At 69.9% G+C, this 19,120-nt stretch carries 13 protein-coding genes; 11 read left to right on the forward strand and 2 right to left on the reverse strand.

Features of this window, described 5'->3' with window-relative positions; genetic code table 11:
* Positions 1 to 4 precede the first annotated feature (4 nt).
* The 3 genes from CU254_RS29800 (at position 5) to CU254_RS29810 (ending at position 4,048) form a co-directional block, all read left to right on the forward strand.
* Positions 5 to 433 carry a MarR family winged helix-turn-helix transcriptional regulator gene (locus tag CU254_RS29800; RefSeq protein ID WP_009082072.1) on the forward strand — a complete coding sequence of 143 codons (429 nt, stop codon included), beginning with the start codon at positions 5 to 7 and terminating at the stop codon, positions 431 to 433.
* Between the two features lie 379 nt (positions 434 to 812).
* Complete coding sequence (gene abc-f, locus CU254_RS29805) at positions 813 to 2,435, forward strand: ribosomal protection-like ABC-F family protein (RefSeq protein WP_009082074.1); 1,623 nt, start codon at positions 813 to 815, stop codon at positions 2,433 to 2,435.
* Positions 2,432 to 4,048, forward strand: coding sequence for an ABC-F family ATP-binding cassette domain-containing protein (locus tag CU254_RS29810; protein WP_009082075.1), 1,617 nt, complete (start codon positions 2,432 to 2,434; stop codon positions 4,046 to 4,048). Before abc-f ends, CU254_RS29810 begins: the two co-directional genes overlap by 4 nt.
* Positions 4,049 to 4,135: 87 nt before the next feature.
* On the opposite strand, the gene CU254_RS29815 is transcribed toward CU254_RS29810, so the two are convergent.
* Positions 4,136 to 5,347, reverse strand: coding sequence for an IS110 family transposase (locus tag CU254_RS29815; RefSeq protein ID WP_009082077.1), 1,212 nt, complete (start codon positions 5,345 to 5,347; stop codon positions 4,136 to 4,138).
* A 227-nt stretch (positions 5,348 to 5,574) separates the two neighbouring features.
* Here CU254_RS29815 and CU254_RS29820 point away from each other — a divergent pair, with 227 nt between their 5' ends.
* The 7 genes from CU254_RS29820 to CU254_RS29850 all read left to right on the forward strand — a co-directional run bounded on the left by CU254_RS29820 (position 5,575) and on the right by CU254_RS29850 (position 14,352).
* Positions 5,575 to 6,702: a serine hydrolase gene (locus tag CU254_RS29820; protein ID WP_009082079.1), complete on the forward strand. Its 1,128-nt coding sequence runs from the start codon at positions 5,575 to 5,577 to the stop codon at positions 6,700 to 6,702.
* 65 nt (positions 6,703 to 6,767) lie between these two features.
* Positions 6,768 to 7,922: an SPFH domain-containing protein gene (locus tag CU254_RS29825; RefSeq protein ID WP_009082080.1), complete on the forward strand. Its 1,155-nt coding sequence runs from the start codon at positions 6,768 to 6,770 to the stop codon at positions 7,920 to 7,922.
* 25 nt (positions 7,923 to 7,947) lie between these two features.
* The gene (locus CU254_RS29830) at positions 7,948 to 9,081 is read left to right on the forward strand and encodes a hypothetical protein (protein WP_009082082.1); all 1,134 of its coding nucleotides are present in this window, start codon (positions 7,948 to 7,950) and stop codon (positions 9,079 to 9,081) included.
* 176 nt (positions 9,082 to 9,257) lie between these two features.
* Positions 9,258 to 10,358 (forward strand): class I SAM-dependent methyltransferase, encoded by a 1,101-nt coding sequence (locus tag CU254_RS29835; protein ID WP_037715229.1) that lies wholly within the window; start codon positions 9,258 to 9,260, stop codon positions 10,356 to 10,358.
* A gap of 63 nt (positions 10,359 to 10,421) precedes the next feature.
* The gene (locus CU254_RS29840; RefSeq protein WP_009082086.1) at positions 10,422 to 11,690 is read left to right on the forward strand and encodes a sensor histidine kinase; all 1,269 of its coding nucleotides are present in this window, start codon (positions 10,422 to 10,424) and stop codon (positions 11,688 to 11,690) included.
* A 226-nt stretch (positions 11,691 to 11,916) separates the two neighbouring features.
* Positions 11,917 to 12,291, forward strand: coding sequence for a hypothetical protein (locus tag CU254_RS29845; RefSeq protein WP_009082088.1), 375 nt, complete (start codon positions 11,917 to 11,919; stop codon positions 12,289 to 12,291).
* Positions 12,292 to 12,423: 132 nt separating this feature from the next.
* Entirely contained in the window at positions 12,424 to 14,352 is a 1,929-nt protein-coding gene (locus CU254_RS29850) for a tetratricopeptide repeat protein (protein WP_037715232.1), read from the forward strand.
* Positions 14,353 to 14,573: 221 nt separating this feature from the next.
* Here CU254_RS29850 and CU254_RS29855 read toward each other — a convergent pair whose 3' ends face one another.
* On the reverse strand, positions 14,574 to 15,788 hold the full coding sequence (locus tag CU254_RS29855) for a hypothetical protein (RefSeq protein ID WP_009082090.1): 1,215 nt from the start codon (positions 15,786 to 15,788) through the stop codon (positions 14,574 to 14,576).
* Between the two features lie 190 nt (positions 15,789 to 15,978).
* On the opposite strand from CU254_RS29855, the gene CU254_RS29860 reads away from it, so the two are divergent.
* Positions 15,979 to 18,972 (forward strand): BTAD domain-containing putative transcriptional regulator, encoded by a 2,994-nt coding sequence (locus CU254_RS29860; RefSeq protein ID WP_009082099.1) that lies wholly within the window; start codon positions 15,979 to 15,981, stop codon positions 18,970 to 18,972.
* Positions 18,973 to 19,120 lie beyond the last annotated feature (148 nt).

Here is a 19,120-nt window from a genome sequence, read left to right on the forward strand (position 1 = left end):
TCCCATGTCCGCCCCCGACGAACTGGCCGCGACGCTGTACGGCGCGGTCAGCCTGATCGCCCGCAGGCTGCGCCAAAGCCAGGTCGCGGCAGAACTGTCGCTGCCGGAACGCTCCGCCCTGTCCCGCCTCGACCGCGACGGCCCGGCCACGACCGCCGCGCTGGCCCGCGCCGAGCAGATCACCCCGCAGGCCATGAGCACGACCATCAGCGGCCTGTCCGCGCGCGGCTTCGTCGCCCGCGACGCCGACCCCGCCGACGGACGGCAGATGATCGTCTCGCTGACTCCCGAGGGCAGCGAGGTGCTGCGGGCTCGCCGCGACGCCCGGATGCGCCAGTTCGCGGCTTCGCTCAGCTCGGGGTTCTCGCCGGAGGAGCTGGCGGTGCTGGCGGAGGCGGCGCCGTTGCTGGAGCGGCTGGGCCAGACGTTCTGAACCGTTGTCCGTCCACTGTGGAACTCGGATGCGCGCCGTCCGCTTCCTGGTATCCTGATCAACGGACAGCAGACTCGATCCAAGAGGATTCCTATCGTGGTGGGTGAAGACGACATCTCCGGGTGAGCCCGGGGCACGGGCCATGACGGCACCGGCCCCTCGCTGACCCCTGCGCGGCCAAGACCGCGCGGCGGAGGTTCCCCCGTGCCGGTCGCGAGACCCACGGGCGGCGAGGCAACCCGAAACGGCTGCGCACGAGCGCGCCGGTCGGGGGAAGCCCAGGCACCAAGCCGGGCAGGTCGCGGATGGCCCCCACCCACGTCGTCCACGCCAACCCCAGCAGGGCCGAGCCCTGCCGATCCACCCGCGAGGCCGCACCATGTCCGATCTTCGTATCGTCCTGTCCGGAATCTCCTTCTCCTGGCCCGACGACACCCTCGTCTTCGACCAGCTCTCCGCGACTTTCCCAGCGGGCCGCACCGGGCTCGTCGCACCCAACGGGGCCGGCAAGTCCACTCTGCTCAAGCTCATCGCCGGGCAGCTGAAACCGGCCGCGGGCAGCGTCGCCGTCGACGGGGTGCTCGGGTATCTCCCGCAGGACCTGCCGCTCACCGCGGATCGCACGGTCGCCGAGGTGCTGGGCATCGACGCGATCCTCAAGGCCATCACGGCCGTCGAGGGAGGCGACGCGGCCGAGGAGCACTTCACCGTCATCGGCGCGGACTGGGACATCGAGGACCGCACCCGGGCCCAGCTGGACCGGCTCGGGCTGGGCGATCTCGCGCTCGACCGGCTGCTCGGCACGCTCAGCGGCGGCCAGGTCGTCTCCCTCGGCCTCGCCGCGCAGTTGTTGCGCAGCCCGGACATCCTGCTGCTCGACGAACCCACCAACAACCTCGACCACACCGCCCGGCAGCAGCTTTACGACGTGCTCTCGGACTGGTCCGGCTGCCTGCTGGTGGTGAGCCACGACCGGGCGCTGCTCGACCGGATGGACCGGATCGCCGAACTCGGCGCGGACGAAATCCGGTTCTACGGCGGCAATTTCACCGAATACGAACAGGCGGTGCAGGCCGAACGCGAGGTCGCGGAAAAGAATATCCGCAACGCCGAACAAGAGGTCAAACGCGAGAAGCGCGAAATGCAGCAGGCCCGGGAACGCGCGGACAAGCGAGCGAGCAACGCGAAGCGCAACCTGTCCAACGCCGGGCTGCCGAAGATCTTCGCAGGCACCATGAAGCGCAACGCGCAGGAGTCCGCGGCGAAGGCGGACGGCACGCACGCGGCGCGGGTCAGCGCGGCGAAGGCCAAGCTTGACCAGGCGGAACGGTCGTTGCGGGAGGATCAGAAGATCAGCCTGGAGCTGCCGAAAACCGCGGTACCGGCGGGGCGGACGTTGTTCGACGGCAAGCATCTTCGCGTGCGCGAGCTGTTCGCGGGCGACGGCGCGGATTTGTCGATCCGGGGCCCGGAAAGGATTGCGCTGACCGGGCCGAACGGAGTGGGCAAGTCGACGTTGCTGCGGCTGATGCACGGCACCCTCGCCCCGGACGCGGGAGAGATCAGCCGCGCGGACGGGCGCGTCGCGTATCTGTCGCAGCGGCTCGATTTGCTGGATTCCGAACGCACGGTCGCGGAGAATTTCGCGGACGCCGCACCGGAAATGCTTCCGGCAGACCGGATGAACCTGTTGGCGCGCTTCCTGTTCCGCGGTGCACGGGCGCATCTGCCGGTCGGCGTGCTGTCCGGCGGCGAACGGCTGCGCGCGACGCTCGCGTGCGTTCTGTTCGCCGAGCCCGCCCCGCAACTGCTGCTGCTCGACGAGCCGACGAACAACCTCGACCTCGTCAGCGCCGGACAGCTGGAAAGCGCGCTGAACGCGTACCAGGGCGCGTTCGTGGTGGTCAGCCACGACGAGCGGTTCCTGGCCGAGATCGGCGTCGACCGCTGGCTGCGGCTGGAAAACGGGCAGCTCCGGGAAACGGCCGGGATCGCGGAATGACCGCCCTGCGCGCGCACGAGATCGTGCGGGTGCTCGGGGGACGGCGCGTGCTCGACGGAGTGTCGGTCACCGCCGCCCCCGGCCGCCGGATCGGGGTGATCGGCGAGAATGGCACCGGGAAATCGACGCTGTTGCGAGTGCTCGCGGGCGTGGACGCGCCGGACCGCGGCGAGGTCGAGCGGCCGCCGGATCTTGGCTTCCTGCACCAGGAAATGCCCTTCGACCCGGCGGAAACGGTCGCCGACGTAATCGCTCAAGCCCTCACCGCGGCCCGCGAGACGCTGGCCGAACTCGACCGCGTCGCGGCGCTGCTCACCGAAGCGCCGGAAGATGCTGCCCTCCTGACCGAGTACGCCGAGTTGCTCGACTTGGCCCAGCAACACGAGGCATGGGACGCGGACCGCCGGGCGGAGATCGTGCTCGCCGGCCTCGGGCTCGCCGAGATCGCCCGCGAGCGCACGCTCGGCTCGCTTTCCGGCGGCCAGCGCGGACGGCTCGCGCTGGCGGATCTGCTGGTCCGCCGTCCGTCCGCGGTGCTGCTCGACGAACCGACCAACCACCTCGACGCCGAAGCCGCCGCGTTCCTCGAAGCCCAGCTGCGCGAACTGCCCGGCGCCGTCGTGTTCGCCAGTCACGACCGAGCCTTCCTCGACGCGGTGTGCACCGACATTCTCGACCTCGACCCGGCCCCGGACGGACCAGTACGCCACGGTGGCACCTACACCGAGTACCTCGGCTGGAAACGCGCCGAACGCGAGCGCTGGGAACGGCAGTACGCCGAAGAGCAGGAAGAACTGGAGGAACTGCGCGACGCGCTGAGCGGCGCCGCGCATCGGGTCGCGCCGGGCCGCCTCGCGCCGGACAACGAGAAAATGGGCCTCGGCCGCCGGTCCGGCCGGGTGCAGAACCAGATCTCCCGCCGGGTCCGGGCCACGACACGACGGCTGGACGAACGGGAACGCGCCCAGCTCCCCGCGCCACCGCCGCCGCTGCGGTTCCGCCCGCGCACGCTGGCCGTCGAGAACCCGCAGGAAACCCTTGTCACACTGGACAAGGTGAGTCTGCCGAACCGGCTTTCCGTAGCCCGCCTGGAGATCCGGCCCGCCACCCGGCTGCTGGTCACCGGCCCGAACGGCGCGGGAAAGTCAACGCTGCTTCTCCTCCTGGCCGGAGAACTCCCCGCAGAAGGCGCGACCCGGCAACCCGACATCACCACCGGAATCCTCAGCCAGGACACCACTTTCGCCCGCCCCCAACGCACCGCCCGCGCCACATATCTCGCGTCGCTAGGCCCGGAACGCGTCGCAGCCGTACCGCTGAACTCGTTGGGGCTGTTGACCAATCGCGAAGCTTCCCGGCCGGTCGGCGAACTGTCCGTCGGACAACGCCGCCGCCTCGCCCTCGCGCTTCTCATCGCCGACCCGCCGCATCTGCTGCTGCTGGACGAACCGACCAACCACCTCTCCCCCACCCTGTGCGACGAACTGGAGGACGCACTCGGCACCAGCCCGGGCGCGATCGTCGCCGCCACGCACGACCGGCGGCTGCGCGAAAACTGGACCGGCCAGGTACTCCGCATCGGACCCGACCACCGGGCTGCTCCGTTAGAGTGATCCGCGCCGGGCGGATGTCCGGCGGAAGGCCCGGGCGACGACCACCCCGCGGAACATCCGCCCGCGAAGGGACTCTCAATGACCGTGTCAAGCCGCAACAGTGACCGGATTCGGTGTGTCGAGGGTGAATTCGCGGCCGTCGCGCAGCAGTGCCCAGAGCACGTCGACGAGTCGCCGGGCCAGCGCTAGGAGGGCTTGGGTATGGATGAGTCGTTCGGCGCGCTTCTTGTCGTAGAACCGCCTGGACGGGCCTTGCGTGCGCAGGCTGGACAGGGCGGCCATGTAGAAGACCCTGCGCAGGCGTCGGTTGTAGCGTTTGGGACGGCGCAGGTTTCCGCTGACACGACCGGAGTCGCGTGGCACCGGCACCAATCCGGCATAGGACGCCAAGCGGCCGGCGGTCGCGAAGGTCGCCAGGTCACCGCCGGTGCTGGCGAGAAATTCGGCGCCCAGTCCAGGGCCCATGCCGGGCAGGGACTCGATGATCCTCGCCCACGGATGTCGCCGGAATCGGGCGGTGATCAGCTTGTCGGTGTCTTTGATCTCGCGGTCGAGGTCGAGCAGCTTGCGGGCGATGCGTTTGACGAGCATCGCGGCATCGGCTTCGCCGGGCAGCACCAGGTCCTGGGCGTCGGCGGCGGCGACCGCGGTCGCGGCGGTCTTGCCGATCGCCGGACCCCATGCCTTGTTGTCGGTGAGATGGGTTGTGACACCGCCGATTCCGGCGGTGCGGATCTCGGCGGGGGTGCACATCCCGGCGACCAGGATCAGCGGGGTTCGGTTGGAGTAGTCGAACGCGGCCTCCAGAGCGGGGAAGATCGAGCCCAGCAGCGCCCGCAGCCGGTTGATCCCGGCCACCCAGTCCGACATCAGGTCGGCGCGGTAGCTGGTCAGCTGGGTCAGCGAGACCGCCAGCTCATCGGGCATCGTGACCTCGGTCAGATCCCTTCGCAGCCGGGCGGTTTCGGCGATCACCCGAGCGTCTTTGGCGTCGGTTTTTCCTTCGCCTCGGAATCCGTGGGTCATCGTGTTCACGACCCGGCCCGGCACATAGGTCACCGACTGGTCGGCAGCCAGCAGCGCCGTGATCAGCAGCAACGCCATCGGACTCGTCACATCGATCGCCCACTGCGCCCGCTGAGCGGCCGCACTGGCACGAGCGATCAACTGCTCGATCGCGCGCTGATCATTCCCGAGTTTCTGACTGAACAGCACCTTCCCGTCGGTGTCGATCGCACACGCGTGATGCATCGATTTGCCGACATCGATCCCGACCCAGACCTCAAGGCGAATCGCCACCCATCCACTCCTGTCATTGCAGGTCACGCCCGTGGACAACCCCGCCGACAGATCCCTAAACAGCGACGACCCGCAACAGCTCTCAATCAGCGAACGGAGCGTCCAGCACGGCGGGGCAGCCAGTCCTTTCGAGCCTCGACAACAGGCAACAACCGATCAGCTACACCCCACCGCCCCGGGCATCCAGGGCACCAACCCCAGACACCCACAAACTTAGGGAACGACCGATGATGCACGAAGTCCTGTCCCGCCACGTCGACTCCGGATTCGTCCCGGGCGCGGTAGCCCTCGTCGCGCGCGGCGACGACGTCCAGGTCACCGCGGTGGGCCACCTCGACGTCGAGGGCACCGCGCCGATGACCCGCGACTCCATCTTCCGCATCGCCTCCATCACCAAACCGATCATCGCGGCCGCCGTGCTGCTGCTGGTCGAGGACGGCCGGTTCGGCCTGGACACCCCGATCGCCGAATGGCTGCCCGAACTGGCGAATCCGACGGTCGTGCGCACCCCGCACAGCCCGGTCGACGACGTCGTGCCCGCCGAAAAGCCGATCACCGTCCGCGACCTGCTGACCTCCCGCGCCGGATACGGCTTTCCGTCCGACTTCTCCCTTCCCCAGGTCCAGGAGCTGTTCACGGTGCAGACCGACGGCCGCGAGGTCCGGCTGCGGCCGGAGCCCGACGAGTGGCTCGCCCGGCTGGCCCGCATCCCGCTGCTGCACCAGCCCGGCGAGGCCTGGCTGTACGACACCTGCTCCGACCTGCAGGGCATCCTGATCGCGCGCGCGTCCGGCCGGTCGCTGCCGGACTTCCTCGCCGAGCGGGTGTTCGAGCCGCTCGGCATGGCCGACACCGCGTTCGAGGTCCCGGCCGCGAAACGGCACCGGTTCGCCAGCTACTACCGCTCCGGCGACAACGGACTCGAACTGGCCGACGCGCCCGACGGCCAGTGGCGCGAGGTGCCGCCCTTCCCCGCGGGATCCGGCGGCCTGGCCGGAACTGCCGACGATTGGCTCCGCTTTGCCCGAATGCTCCTTTCCGACGGGGACGGGCTGCTGTCGAAGGAGTCCGTCCGGCAGATGACGACCAACCACCTGACCGCGGAGCAGATCGCGGCCAACCCGCTCTTCCTCGAAGGACAGGGCTGGGGGTTCGGCGGGGCGGTCGACGTCGCGCCGAAGCAGCCGTGGCAGGTCGCGGGCCGCTACGGCTGGGTCGGGGGCACCGGGACCAGCGCCTACTTGACCCCTTCGACCGGTTCGGTGGCGATTCTTCTCACCCAGCGCGGGGTCGACGGACCCGGCGGCATCCCGTACCTGCAGGACTTTTGGCGGGCGGCGGCCGCGCCGGAGTGATCCGGCGGGGGCCGCGCACTGTACTGTGGCCCGCGGGCACGAGGCAACGCGACGAGGGGTCAGACGTGGGCATCTTCGACAAGATCCGCGGCGAGTTCATCGACATCATCGAGTGGACCGACGACAGCCGGGACACCATCGTGTGGCGCTTCCCGCGCTACGACAACGAGATCAAGATGGGCGCCAAGCTCACCGTCCGCGAATCGCAGGCCGCGGTGTTCGTCAACGAGGGCCAGGTCGCCGACGCCTACCCGCCCGGCATGTACACGCTGCAGACGCAGAACATGCCGATCATGTCCACCCTCAAGGGCTGGAAGTACGGCTTCAACTCGCCGTTCAAGGCCGAGGTGTACTTCGTCAACACCCGGCAGTTCACCGACCTCAAATGGGGCACGCAGAACCCGGTCATCCTGCGCGACGCCGAGTTCGGCATGGTCCGGCTGCGCGCGTTCGGCGGCTACGCGGTCCGCGTGGTCGAGCCGGTCGCGCTGCTGAAGGAACTGGCCGGCACCGACCCGCAGTTCCGCACCGAAGAGGTGTCGGACTACCTGCGCAGCATGGTCATCAGCAAGCTCGGGCCCGCGATCGCGGCCGCCCAGGTGCCGATGCTCGACCTGGTCACCCAGCAGGACCAGATCGCGGGCAAGATCGCGAACGCGCTCAACCTCGAACTGCGCGAGGTCGGCATCGAGATCTCGAAGTTCCTGATCGAGAACATCTCGGTGCCGCCCGAGGTCGAGGCCGCGATGGACAAGCGGACCCAGATGGGCGTGGTCGGCGACCTCGACCAGTACACGAAGTTCCAGTCCGCGAACGCGATCGAGGCGGCGGCGAACAACCAGGGCGGCGCGGGCGAGGGCCTGGGCATCGGCCTCGGCATGGCGCTCGGCCAGCGCGCGGCCGGACCGCAGCAGCAGCCCGCCCAGCCGCAGTACCAGCAGCCGCAGTACCAGCAGGCCCCGCAGCAGCAGTACCAGCAGCAGGCCCCGCCGCAGATGCCGCCGCCGCTGCCGCAGGGCGAGCAGTGGTTCGTCGGCGCGAACGGCCAGCAGCTCGGCCCGTTCGACCGCGCGGGCCTCGGCCAGCAGATCTCCTCGGGCACGCTCGCGAAGGACACCCTGGTGTGGAAGGCGGGCATGGCGCAGTGGACGCCGGCCGCGCAGGTGCCGGAGGTGTCGGCGCTGTTCGGCTCGACCCCGCCGCCGCTGCCGCCGTCCTGAGCCGCGCCGACCTTCTGGGGGACCCATGACTGACCCGCGCTTCCCGCAGGAAGGCGTGGCCAACACGACCTATCCGTGCGGCGGCTGCGGCGCGCGGCTGGAGTTCGCGCCGGGCACGACGGCCCTGCAGTGCCCGTACTGCGGGTTCCGGCAGGAAATCGCCGCCGGGGAGCGGCAGATCCGCGAGATCCCGTTCGCCGAGCTGGCGAACCTCGCGCGCAAGCCGGTGGGCTCGATCGGCAAGTACGTCTTCGTGTGCCAGCGCTGCGCGGCGCGGACGGAAACCAACGAGACCGCCAGCATGTGCCAGTTCTGCGGCGCGCCGCTGGTGATCGACCCGGAGGCGTCCGGGCAGCTGGTGCCCGAGGGCGTGCTGCCGTTCGCGTTCGACCGACCCGCGGTGAGCACGCATCTGAAGAAGTGGACGTCTTCGCGTTGGTTCGCGCCGACCGCGCTGAAGAAGGTCACCACCGCGGAGTCCACGAAGAGCACGTACATCCCGCACTGGACGTACGACTCGCAGACCGTGTCGGTGTACACCGGCGCGCGCGGCGAGTACTACTACGTCACCGAGACCTACTACGACAACGGCGAGCGCAAGACCCGCCAGGTACGGCATACCCGCTGGTACCCGGCGCGCGGGCAGGTCGCGCGGAACTTCGACGACGTCCTGGTCCCGGCGAGCACCCAGCTGCCGCTGCCGGAACTGGACAAGCTCGCGCCGTGGCCGCTGCTCGACGCGGCGCCGTACCAGCCGCAGTTCCTTTCCGGGCATTTCGCGCTGCGGTACGACATCGAACCGGAGAACGGCTTCGAAGAGGCCAAGAACCGGATGGCCCCGATCATCGCCGACGACTGCAAGTACGACATCGGCGGCGACACGCAGCAGCTCAACTCGGTGGACACGCAGCACAACAACGTGACCTTCAAGCTGATGCTGCTGCCGGTCTGGGTCGCGACCTACGTGTACGCCGGGAAGAACTGGCAGATCCTCGTCAACGGCCGCACCGGCGAGATCCACGGCCAGCGTCCGTGGAGCAAGGTCAAGATCGCTATCGCCGTGGTGCTCGCGCTGATCGTGATCGCGGCGATCGTCTATTTCGTCGCGATGAAGGGCCACAGCACGGGCACGACCCACCATTCCGTTACGCACCACTGAGTTTTCTTCGAAGGATGTGAAGTGCCGTGCTGATGGGCATGGTTCTCGGCGACCGTCGCTCCCGCGTTTCGCGGGAGCACGCGGGTTCGCCGCTGTCTTGACCGGCGGGAATCCTCGCCTGCTCTCCGCGAAGCGTCGACGGCTGACTGGCCCTTCGACCCTTCCCGGGAGCATTCATGTCCACCGTCCAGTGGACCGAAAACGGAACTGTCCGCACCGCCCGGTGGCATTCCGAAAACGGAACTCCGCCGCCGGGCCGCATTGTCGTCGTCGATGACCGGCTGACCGCTGCCGCCGCACTGCGATTCGCGCGTGCTGGCACCGGAATGCTGTGGCGCGGCGATTTTCCCAACGCACGACAGCTCGTGCGCGCCATGGACCGCCGCCTCCCGCAACGCTCGGGAACTTTCGCCGAGGTGCGTGCCGCGCGCTCGGAACGTGCGGCGCTGCTCGGAAAAATCCTGGTCTCCGTGGAAGCGGACCATTCGCTTCAGCTTCGCCGAGCCCCTGACATCCGCGCCGCCTGCGAGCACGCGTTCGGCGGTTTACCCGGCACGCTGATCTCGTTGCGTGAGCTGCTCGGCGCCCTGAGCGCTTATCAATGGCACCAAAACGGCATTCCCATCAAGGCTTTGGGCGCGCGACTGTATCCGGCGTACAGCGTGTTCGCGCCGACCCGGAGCGAATACCTCGATCTTGTCGCGCAGGAACCGTTGCCGGGCAACGGATCTCCGGTGGTCTTCGATCTCGGCACCGGAACCGGCGTACTCGCCGCCATTCTGGCTCGGCGCGGCGCCGCCGAAGTGGTCGCGACCGACCTCAACCCGCTGGCGGTGCGGTGCGCGCGGGACAACCTGCGCCGGCTCGGCCTGTCCGACCGGGTCCAGGTTCGCGAAACCGACCTGTGGCCGTCGGACCGACGCGCCGACCTGGTCGTCTGCAATCCGCCGTGGCTGCCCGGAAACCCGTCTTCGGCGCTGGAACTCGGGATCTACGACCCCTCGTCCGCCATGCTGAACCGCTTTCTCGACGGCCTGCCCGGCCATCTGACGCCGCACGGCGAAGGCTGGCTGATCCTGTCGGACCTCGCCGAACACCTCGGGCTGCGGACCCGCGCCGAACTGCTCGACCGGATCGCCGCCGCCGGTCTCACGGTCGCGGGACGCCGGGAAACCACGCCGAGGCACCGGCGCGCCACGGACCGTGCCGATCCCCTGCACGCCCAGCGTTCCCGCGAACGCACGATCCTGTGGCGGCTGGCCCTGTCCAGAGCGTGACCCGGCGTTTCCACACTGGACTGCACCAATCGAATATCCTCGCCGGAGACACGGGGAGGGACGATGCCCGTACCGGGTTTTGCCGTACCGCGCCGGGAATTCGTGCGGACGCTGCTGCATCGCGGCAGCCCGCCGGAGCGGCCGGACGCCGGCGAGGATCTGGCCGAGGTCGGCGACGCGACGCTGGCGCGCGCCGCGCGGTACTGGGTCGTCGTCCCGGTCGCCTACCGGATCGCCGCGTTCGTGAAGGTGTTCATCGGGTTCGCCGCGGCCAACGGCAGCACCGGGTTGTTCCCGGTGCTGCCCGCGGCCGCGCTGGGCGTCGCCGCGAACGCCGGGTTCCTGTGGTGGCTGCTGCGCTCCGGCGGCCTCCCCGCGCGGCGCACGCGGCGGGTGCTCACCGCGGACCTCGGCGCGGGCCTCGTGCTGAACCTGCTAATCGCGGTGCTCGCCCCGGACGCGGTGCAGCCGTTCGCGATCGACGTCACCTGGACGTGGCTCGTCGGCTCGGTCGCGATGTGGGCCGGGACGTCCGGGCTGCCCGCGGCGTTGCTGCTGCTCGCCGCGGCGGTCCCGCTCCGGGTCCTGCTGACCGCGGCCGGCGGCCTGCGGCTGGACAACCCGCTCGCGCTCAGCCGGTCGATCGGCTGCCTGGTCGCGCTCGCGGTGTCGATCGTGGTGGCGTGCGGGATCCTGGTGCTGCTGGGCGTCGGCACCCGGTTCGCCCTCGACATCGGCCTGCGCCGCGGTCAGGAGGCCGAACGCAGGCGCACCCAGCGGCTCCTGCACGACAGCGTGCTGCAGACGCTGGAAGCGCTCGCGATCGCCCCGTCCGACGACGCCGACCACGCCGCCGAACGACTCGCCCAGCTCCGTTCGGTCGCCCACGCCGAGGCGGCCGAACTCCGCCGGAGCATCACCGAGCCGGTCGAACCGCGCACCGGACGCAGCTTCGTGGTGGAACTGGCCGACGTCGCCGCCGAAATGGCCCGCGAAGGCCTGCGCACCCAGCTCGTGGCCGCCGACTTCGCCGACGACGACCGCCTGTCCGCCGACCGGCGCACCGCGCTGTGCGAAGCGGTCCGGGAAGCCCTGCGCAACACGGTGAAACATGCCGGGACGAGCCGGGTAGTGCTCCGAGTGGAGGAACGCGACGGCGGAACGGCCGTAGTCGCACGCGACCAGGGGCGGGGCTTCGACGTCCGCGAACGGGGCCCGGGGTTCGGCATCCGGCAGTCGATCGAGGCCCGGCTGGCGGAGGTCGGGGGCACCGGACAGGTGGAATCTACGCCCGGGCACGGAACACGGGTGACGCTGTGGGTTCCGCACTGACCACGCGGAGGCAGCGGATTTTCGCCGAATCGAGTGATATCGATACGCTTTCCGGAGTCATCCGCTCATTTCGCTGATTATTCAATTCACTCTGTGTGCGCTTGTGTCACAAATTGCGAACACAGAACCTCCGCGCATGCGCCACGTTCGTAGGTTCACATTCCCGCTCCGCGAGTCAGATAATGGAGGGTCAGGCACAAGCAGGCCCAGCAGCGGGAGCGCTTGCATGGACACGCCGGACGAGGCGCGCACGAACCGGATCGAGCGGAATCGCCGCATGCTCGAATCCTGGCGAGCGGGCGCGTCGATCACCCAGATCGCCCGGGAAAACGGGCTGTCCCTGAGCTGGACCGGACGCCTGCTGCGCCAGGAAGGCGCGGTGCTGCCGGAAATCCGCCAAGGCGTGCGCCGCGAACTCGACGTGCCGCGAATAGTCCGCGAGTACGAGTCGGGCTCGACTATTCAGAGCATCGCGGACGCGCATCAAGCGTCCTATGGCACTATCCGTCGCTTGCTGTTGCGGGAAAAAGTGGCCATCCGCCCGCACGGCGGCCAAAACGCTCTCGATCGGCGCAAGCCCGGCGAGCCCCCTCGACACTGAGCAACGTCTCGAGGGCGGGTGATTCCCGCCGCTTTTCGTTTCTTTTGCCGCCCGCAGCAGGTAAGGAGGAATAATGGGGGGAGTGGAATGAGCGAGGCGCGGCCAGGGGCAACCGTAGCATCCGGCAGACCAGTGCGGGCGCCGGTCCAGCTCCCGCCCGCGCCGGCCGTGCTGCTCGGCCGCGCCCCGGAACTCGGCCTGCTGGACGAAATCCGGCTCCGCTCCGACCCCGCGCCGTCCGTCGTGGTGCTCACCGGCGTCGGCGGGATCGGCAAAACCGCGCTCGCCCTGCATTGGCTGCACCAGCGCCGCGCCGAGTTCCCGGACGGCATCCTCTGCGCGCGGTTTTCCGCCGAGGGCACCGAAACCGCGGAATCCGCGAGCGGGGTGCTGCACGGTTTCCTCGCCGCGCTGGGCCTTCCTGCCGACGACATCCCGGCCTCGCTCGCCCAGCGGGCCGCCGAATTCCGTGCGGTGACAGCGGATCGGCGATTCGCCGTGCTGCTCGACGACGTCGTGCACAGCGCCGACGCGCGTGCCGTGCTGCCGTCCAGCGCGCACGCGTTCGTGCTCGTCACCAGCCGGTCGCAGCTGACCAGCCTCGCGCTGGACGGCGCGGAAATCCTTCCGCTCAGCCCGCTTCCGGACCGGCCGGCCCGCGAGGTGCTCGTCCGCCGCTCCGGGCAGCGCCAGTTCAGCCAGGAGGACGCGGAAAATCTGCTGACCGCGTGCGCTGGGCTGCCGCTGGCACTTACTCTCACCGGAGCGCGGCTGCGCGTGCGGCCAAGACGCAACCCGCACCAGGAAGCCCGCCGCGGACGGGTCCGGCGTTTCGGCGGTTTCGCCGACTTGGCAACGGTTTTCGACGCCTCGTACGCCGCGCTCGACGATTCGGCCGCCCGGCTCTACCGCACGTGCGGCATCCTGCCCGGCCCGCATCACGCGGTCGACGCGCTCGCCGACACGCTCCAGAGTTCGCCCGCGCACCTGGACGACGCCGTCGACGAGCTGATCGAAGCCAACCTCCTCCACGAGCTGGAGGACGATACCGTGGCGCAGCACGACGTCGTCCGCCACGACGCCCGCGTGCGCGCGGAACGCCAGGACGCCGAGGCCGACCGGCGTTATCTCGTTCACCGGTACATCCGCTGGTACCGCGACCAAACCGTCACCGCGAGCGCCCTCATCCACCCGTTCCGGCCGAATTTCGCGGCCGAAACCGTTGCGCCGACCGGATCTTTCGCCGACCGCGACCACGCGGTGCGCTGGTGGCGACGGGACCGGACGGTGATCAACGCCGTCGCGAAGGCCGCCTCGGCCCACGGCTGGGACGAGGAACTGTGGCAGCTCGCCGAAGCGTCGTGGGGATTTTTCCTGCACCACCGGGATTACGAACCGTTCCTCGAACTCTGCACGGCGGGGATCGCCGCCGCCCGCCGATGCCGGCTGCCGCTGGTGGAAGCCCGGATGCACAGCCAGGCCGGCTTTGTCTGCGACCAGCTCGGCCGCTACGACGAAGCCGCCGCGCACAATGCCGTGACTCTCGAAATCGGCGAACGAGAGCAGCACGGCCCGACGCAAGCCTCCGCGCTGGCCCGGCTCGCCAGGAACGCGCGAAGACAGCAAGACTGGGAAGCCGCGCTCGAGCTGTACGAGCGCAGCGCCCGGAAACACGCCGAGGCCGGCATTCCCCGCGGCGTCGGCCAAGCCCGCTATCGGCGCGGCGAAGTCCTGATCAAGCTGGGCCGCGACGACGAAGCACTGCGCGAACTGGCCGAAGCCACCGCCATCCTGGACGAAGCGGGCGACGCCGTCCAGCACGCGCGCGCGGTCATCCCGCTCGCCGCGATCCACGCCCGGCGGGGCGACTACCGCCGGGCGCGCACCGAACTCCTGGAAGCACTCGAAGGCGTCAAACGCCTCCAGTCACCGCATTTCCAGGCCGAGATCCTCACCGCGCTCGCCGATCTCGAACGCGGCCACGGCGACGAGACAGCCGCCCAGCGCCATCTCGACGAGGCCCGCCGCCTCAGCGGGGATTCCGCCGAGCCGCCGCACTGACCACACCGCGCCGCCCGGCCAGCACACCGCCGCGGCGATCGCTCCCGGCCACTCCGCCCGCAGCTCGTCAGCCTCGCCTCGGGTCGCGGCCCGCGTACCGCACCGGACCACGACGTCCGCTTCGGCCGAGCACCGCGGCCCGGCGCGATCGACATCGGCGACCAGCACCGGCAGCGCCCGCCGCCCCGGCAACGCGAGCCGCACGCGCGCGACCCCGGTGGTCACGCGTCCCACCCGGGCAGCGGCCTGGGCATCGCCGGCAGCGGCGGATACGCCACCGTGTCCGGTTCGGACAACTCCAGCAGCCGGTACATCGCCGACCGCAGGATCCCCGCCGAACAGTCGAGCCTCGTGCTCGCGACCGGCAGCACCTCCGCGGCAAGCCTCGGAGCCACGGCGATCGAGGCTTCTTCCTGGGCTTCGAGCGGCGCGTCCAGATCCAGCGGCTTCGCGTGCGCCCGCACGACGTCCGCGACGCTCCCGGCCTGCGGCCGCCCGTCCGGCAGCGACGCGAGCGTCACCGGCCTCCCGATGGCCGCCGCGTAGCCCGTGGTCGAGCCGTGGTCGCCGATCACCCAGTCAGCCGCGATCATCGTCGCCTGCCATCCCTGCTCGGGCGGGATCACCCGCAGCCGCCGGCACCCGGCGAGCCAGGCCGCGACCTGACGCCGCCCGTGCACCGCCCAGACGTTCGGATGCAACACCGCCGCCACCGCGTAACGGTCGTCCGGCAGCGCGTTCGCGATCGCTTCGTACATCCTCGGGACGCGGCCGAACGCCGAGTCAGTGAACCAGGTCGAACTCAGCACCACCAGCCGCCGCGAGCCGACGCCCAGCGCCCGCCGGTACCGCTCCCGCCGCCCGGTCGCCGCCCGCATCCCGTCAAGACAGAGGTCCCCGGCCACGACGGCCGCGGGCACCGCCTCCGGACAACGCTCGCGCAGTACTTCCACCTCCGCTTCGGTACCGAGGCCCAGCACCGCCGGGAGCACCCGCCCGCGAAACGTGAGCAGCTCCCGGTCCAGCTCGGTCGTTTCGATCGTCGCGCCGCCCGCTTTCCGGCTGAACCGGCGTCCGGGGACCTGCCCCACCCCGTGTCCGATCAGCATCAGCGGCCCGCGCACCTGGTCCAGGTTCCGGTGAGTGGCCGCCAGAACCAGATCGAACCGGTGCGCCACCGCCTGTTCCCACGGCAGCAGGAGCCCGTGCTGCGCCCGCACGTACTCCTCGACCCCGGCCCACCTGTCGGTGCTGTGCGGGACGGTGAACATCACCTGCACCCGCAAGTCCCGTTCGAGCAGCGAGATCAGCTCGAACAGCCGCGTACCCGCCGTGACGGTCGGAACGACCGCCAGCACGGCGCGGCACCCCGGCCGCGTAACCCGCGAGGCGGCGTCGAGACCGATCGGACCGCGTACCCACACGTCGTGCGCCATCTTCATCCCCTCCGTCCGGAAACCGACGAGCCGAGCCTGCGATCCGGTCCTGACCGAGGACTTCCCGCCGCTGGACACAAAGCGGACCGAAACCGGACAAGACAATTCCCCGGATGATCGTTGTCCCGAAGCGGTCGCCGATTCACCGGATCGATGCGAAACTGGGAAATCGACGAGGGAGGGACGTCGAATGGACTTCGCCTACGGAATTCTCGGGCAGACTGCGGTGCGGATGCACGGGAAGATGAACGAGCAGTGGGGTCAGCGGCAAACCCGGAATATTCTCGGAATCCTGCTCACCCGGCCGGGACAGCGCTTTTCCCAGGACTCCCTCATCTCCTGGCTGTGGGACGACGACCTGCCCGGAAACCCGCAAGAGGCCCTGTACAAGGCGGTGCACCGGCTGCGTGAGGCCCTCTCCGAAGCGCAGGTGCCCGTCGCGGTCCCGCGGTCCGGCGACGGCTATCTGGCCGAACTCGACGAGAGTCTCGTGGATGTCGCCGCCTTCCGGGAAATAATGCGAAATGCGCACTCGGCGGAGCGTTCCGGCGATCATGAAACAGCGTATGAATCAGCCGCCGCCGCACTTTCCTTATGGCGCGATGAACCGCTGGCAGAACTCCGCACCGAGCGCGCGGCCCAGTGGCGCGAGGACAAAATAAAGTCCATGTTGCTTCCCGCGCGAGAATTCCTGACGAGCCAATTGCTGGCGCTCGGCCGTCCCGACGAGGCCGCGGGAGCGCTGCAGGAACTGGATCCCGGCCACGCCGGCCGCCTGGCGTTCGTCAAGCTCCAGATCCAGGTCTACTACGCCCTCGGACAGTCCCGGCAGGCCCTGGCCCACTACCTCGACGCGCACCGGCGATTCCGCGACGCCGCCGACGACACCGCCAACGCCTTGCTGCGCGCCTTCCACGACGAAATCCGGGACCGCTACGAAAACCCGGTCTCCCCGCCCGCCGCCGCCCCGGTCCGCCGGGCCACGCCCCCGTCCCATCCGCTCCCCCGGGATCTCCGCGGCTTCATCAGCCGCGCCGACGCACTGGAAACCCTGGACGAATGGCTCCGCCCCGGCTCGCCGACCCGCTGGCCCGCCGTCGTGCTCAGCGGCCCGCCCGGCATCGGGAAAACCAGCCTCGCGGTCCACTGGGCGCACCGCGCCGCGGACTGGTTCCCCGACGGAACGATCTACCTGGACCTGCACGGCTTCGGCCCGGCCCCGCGGCTCGAACCTTCCGACATCGTCGACCGCCTCCTCCAGGAACTCGGCTACCCGGTCGACCACGTGGTGGACGCGACCGCCCGCGCCGCCGTCCTGCGCCGGCAACTCGCCGACCGCTCCGTGCTGGTGCTCCTCGACGACGCGGAGAACTCCGACCACGTCGACCAGTTGCTGAACGTGCTGTCCGAATGCACCGTGATCGTCACCTCGCGCCGCAGGCTCGGCGCGCTGACCCGGCGGCACGAACTCGCCGCCCTCAGTCTCAACCGCCTCGACGACCACGACTCCCTGGAACTGTTCGTCCGGCGCCTGAACGGCCGCGGCGAACGGGAACCCGGCGCGGCCCGCCGGATCGCACACCTCTGCGACGGGCTGCCGCTCGCGCTCACGCTGATCGCCGAGAGCGCGGCCCGCCGCCCGGGGCTGAGCCTCAGCACCATGCTCGAGCAGCTGCGCGACCCGGAAATGCTCCTGAGCATCGGCGACGACGGAGACGACCAAAGCCTGCGTGCCGCGTTTTCGTCGTCGTACCACCTGCTGGAACCGCCGAGCCAGGCCGTTTTCCGGCTCTTCGGCCACCATCCCGGCGCGGAAATCCACGTGGACACCCTGCTGTCCGCGGCCGGACGGCCCGCCGCGGAAACCCGGCGAGCGCTCGAAACCCTGGTGGCGTTGCACTTGATCGACCAGCCCGGCGACACGGACCGGTACCGGATCGTCTCGATCTTCCACCGTTACGCGCAGACGCTCAGCACCCAGGACTACGACCCGCGGCCGTTGCGCCGCTTGCTCTCGCACTACTGCACCACTGCGGACAACGCGCACCGGATGGCGCATCCGCACCGGGACCGGCCGCCGCGGCTCGCCCCCGAGCCGGACATCCGCCCGACGCGGTTCGAGACGCCTGCCGCGGCCCACCGCTGGTTCCTCCGCGAACGCACCAATCTCACCGCACTCGCCGCGCTCGCCGAGCAGCACCAGCTCTTCGACTACGCCTGCACCCTTCCGCATCTCATGCACGACACCTTCGTCGTCTACGGCTTCTACGACGAGATGACCACCGGGCTGGCCATCGCGGCCCGGGCCGCGCGAGCGAACCACGACTCTCACGCGGAAGGGTCGACCCTCAACGATCTGGGGGAACTACATCTCACGCTGAGCAACCACGAAGCGGCCGAGAAAGCACTCGCCCGGGCGCTCGAACTGGCCACCGACGACGCCTCGCCCATCGCGAAGCTGACCATCACCATCAACCTGGCCCGGCTCCACCGGCTGACCGGCCGGCCCGCGGAAGCGATCGCGCTGTTCCGCCGCTGCATCACGCACGCGCAGCGCAACCGCGACCTGGTCCGCGAGGCGAAGGCGGAGCAGTACCTCGGCGAGACCCTCGCCGAACTCGACCAGTACGAACGGGCGCTGCCGCACTACCACCGCGCCCTGCACCTGCGAGCGCTCACCGGCGACGTGTCCGGCCAAGCGGCCACCTGCATCACGCTGGCCGAACTCCATCTCGGCCAGGAGGAATTCGCCGTCGCCCACCGGCATTGCCAGCTGGCGCAGGCCCAGATCACCGGCGACCTCACCGCCGGGATGCGGCTGCGCACCGTGCAAGCCCGCCTCGCCGCGGCGGAGCGGGACGACCGGGCCGCGCTGCGGCTGTCCCAGGAAGCGGTCGAACTGGCCGAGCGGGCGCACAACGCGACCGGACAGGCGCGGGCGCTGGAGGCGTTCGCCGAGATCCTGTACGCACGCGGGAATCGCGAGGACGCCGTCGACGCCTGGACCCGCGCCGCCGCCTTCTACCGCGGCCGCGGCAAGGACGCCAAGGCCGCCCGCGTCGAGGAACGCCTAGCGGCGGCCCGCGACCCGCACCCGATTCCGCAGGCCAGGGACGGCGAGAGCGACGGGGAAAGCACCGTGGCCATGCCTTCTCCTCGCCGATCCGTAGCCCGCCGCGACTGAAAAGCGGGGGCCGCTTCGCCGTGTCACCCATCCGTAGGGCAATATCCTCCGCCTGAGTCCATCTGCAGTTGCAGACAACTCTGAGTAGATTCACTCAGAGGATTGTTCGCAGAGACCAGGCGGCTCAGGCGCAACGAGATCCATGTTG

Origin of the sequence: Amycolatopsis sp. AA4 (assembly GCF_002796545.1) — a bacterium.
Lineage (GTDB): Bacteria > Actinomycetota > Actinomycetes > Mycobacteriales > Pseudonocardiaceae > Amycolatopsis.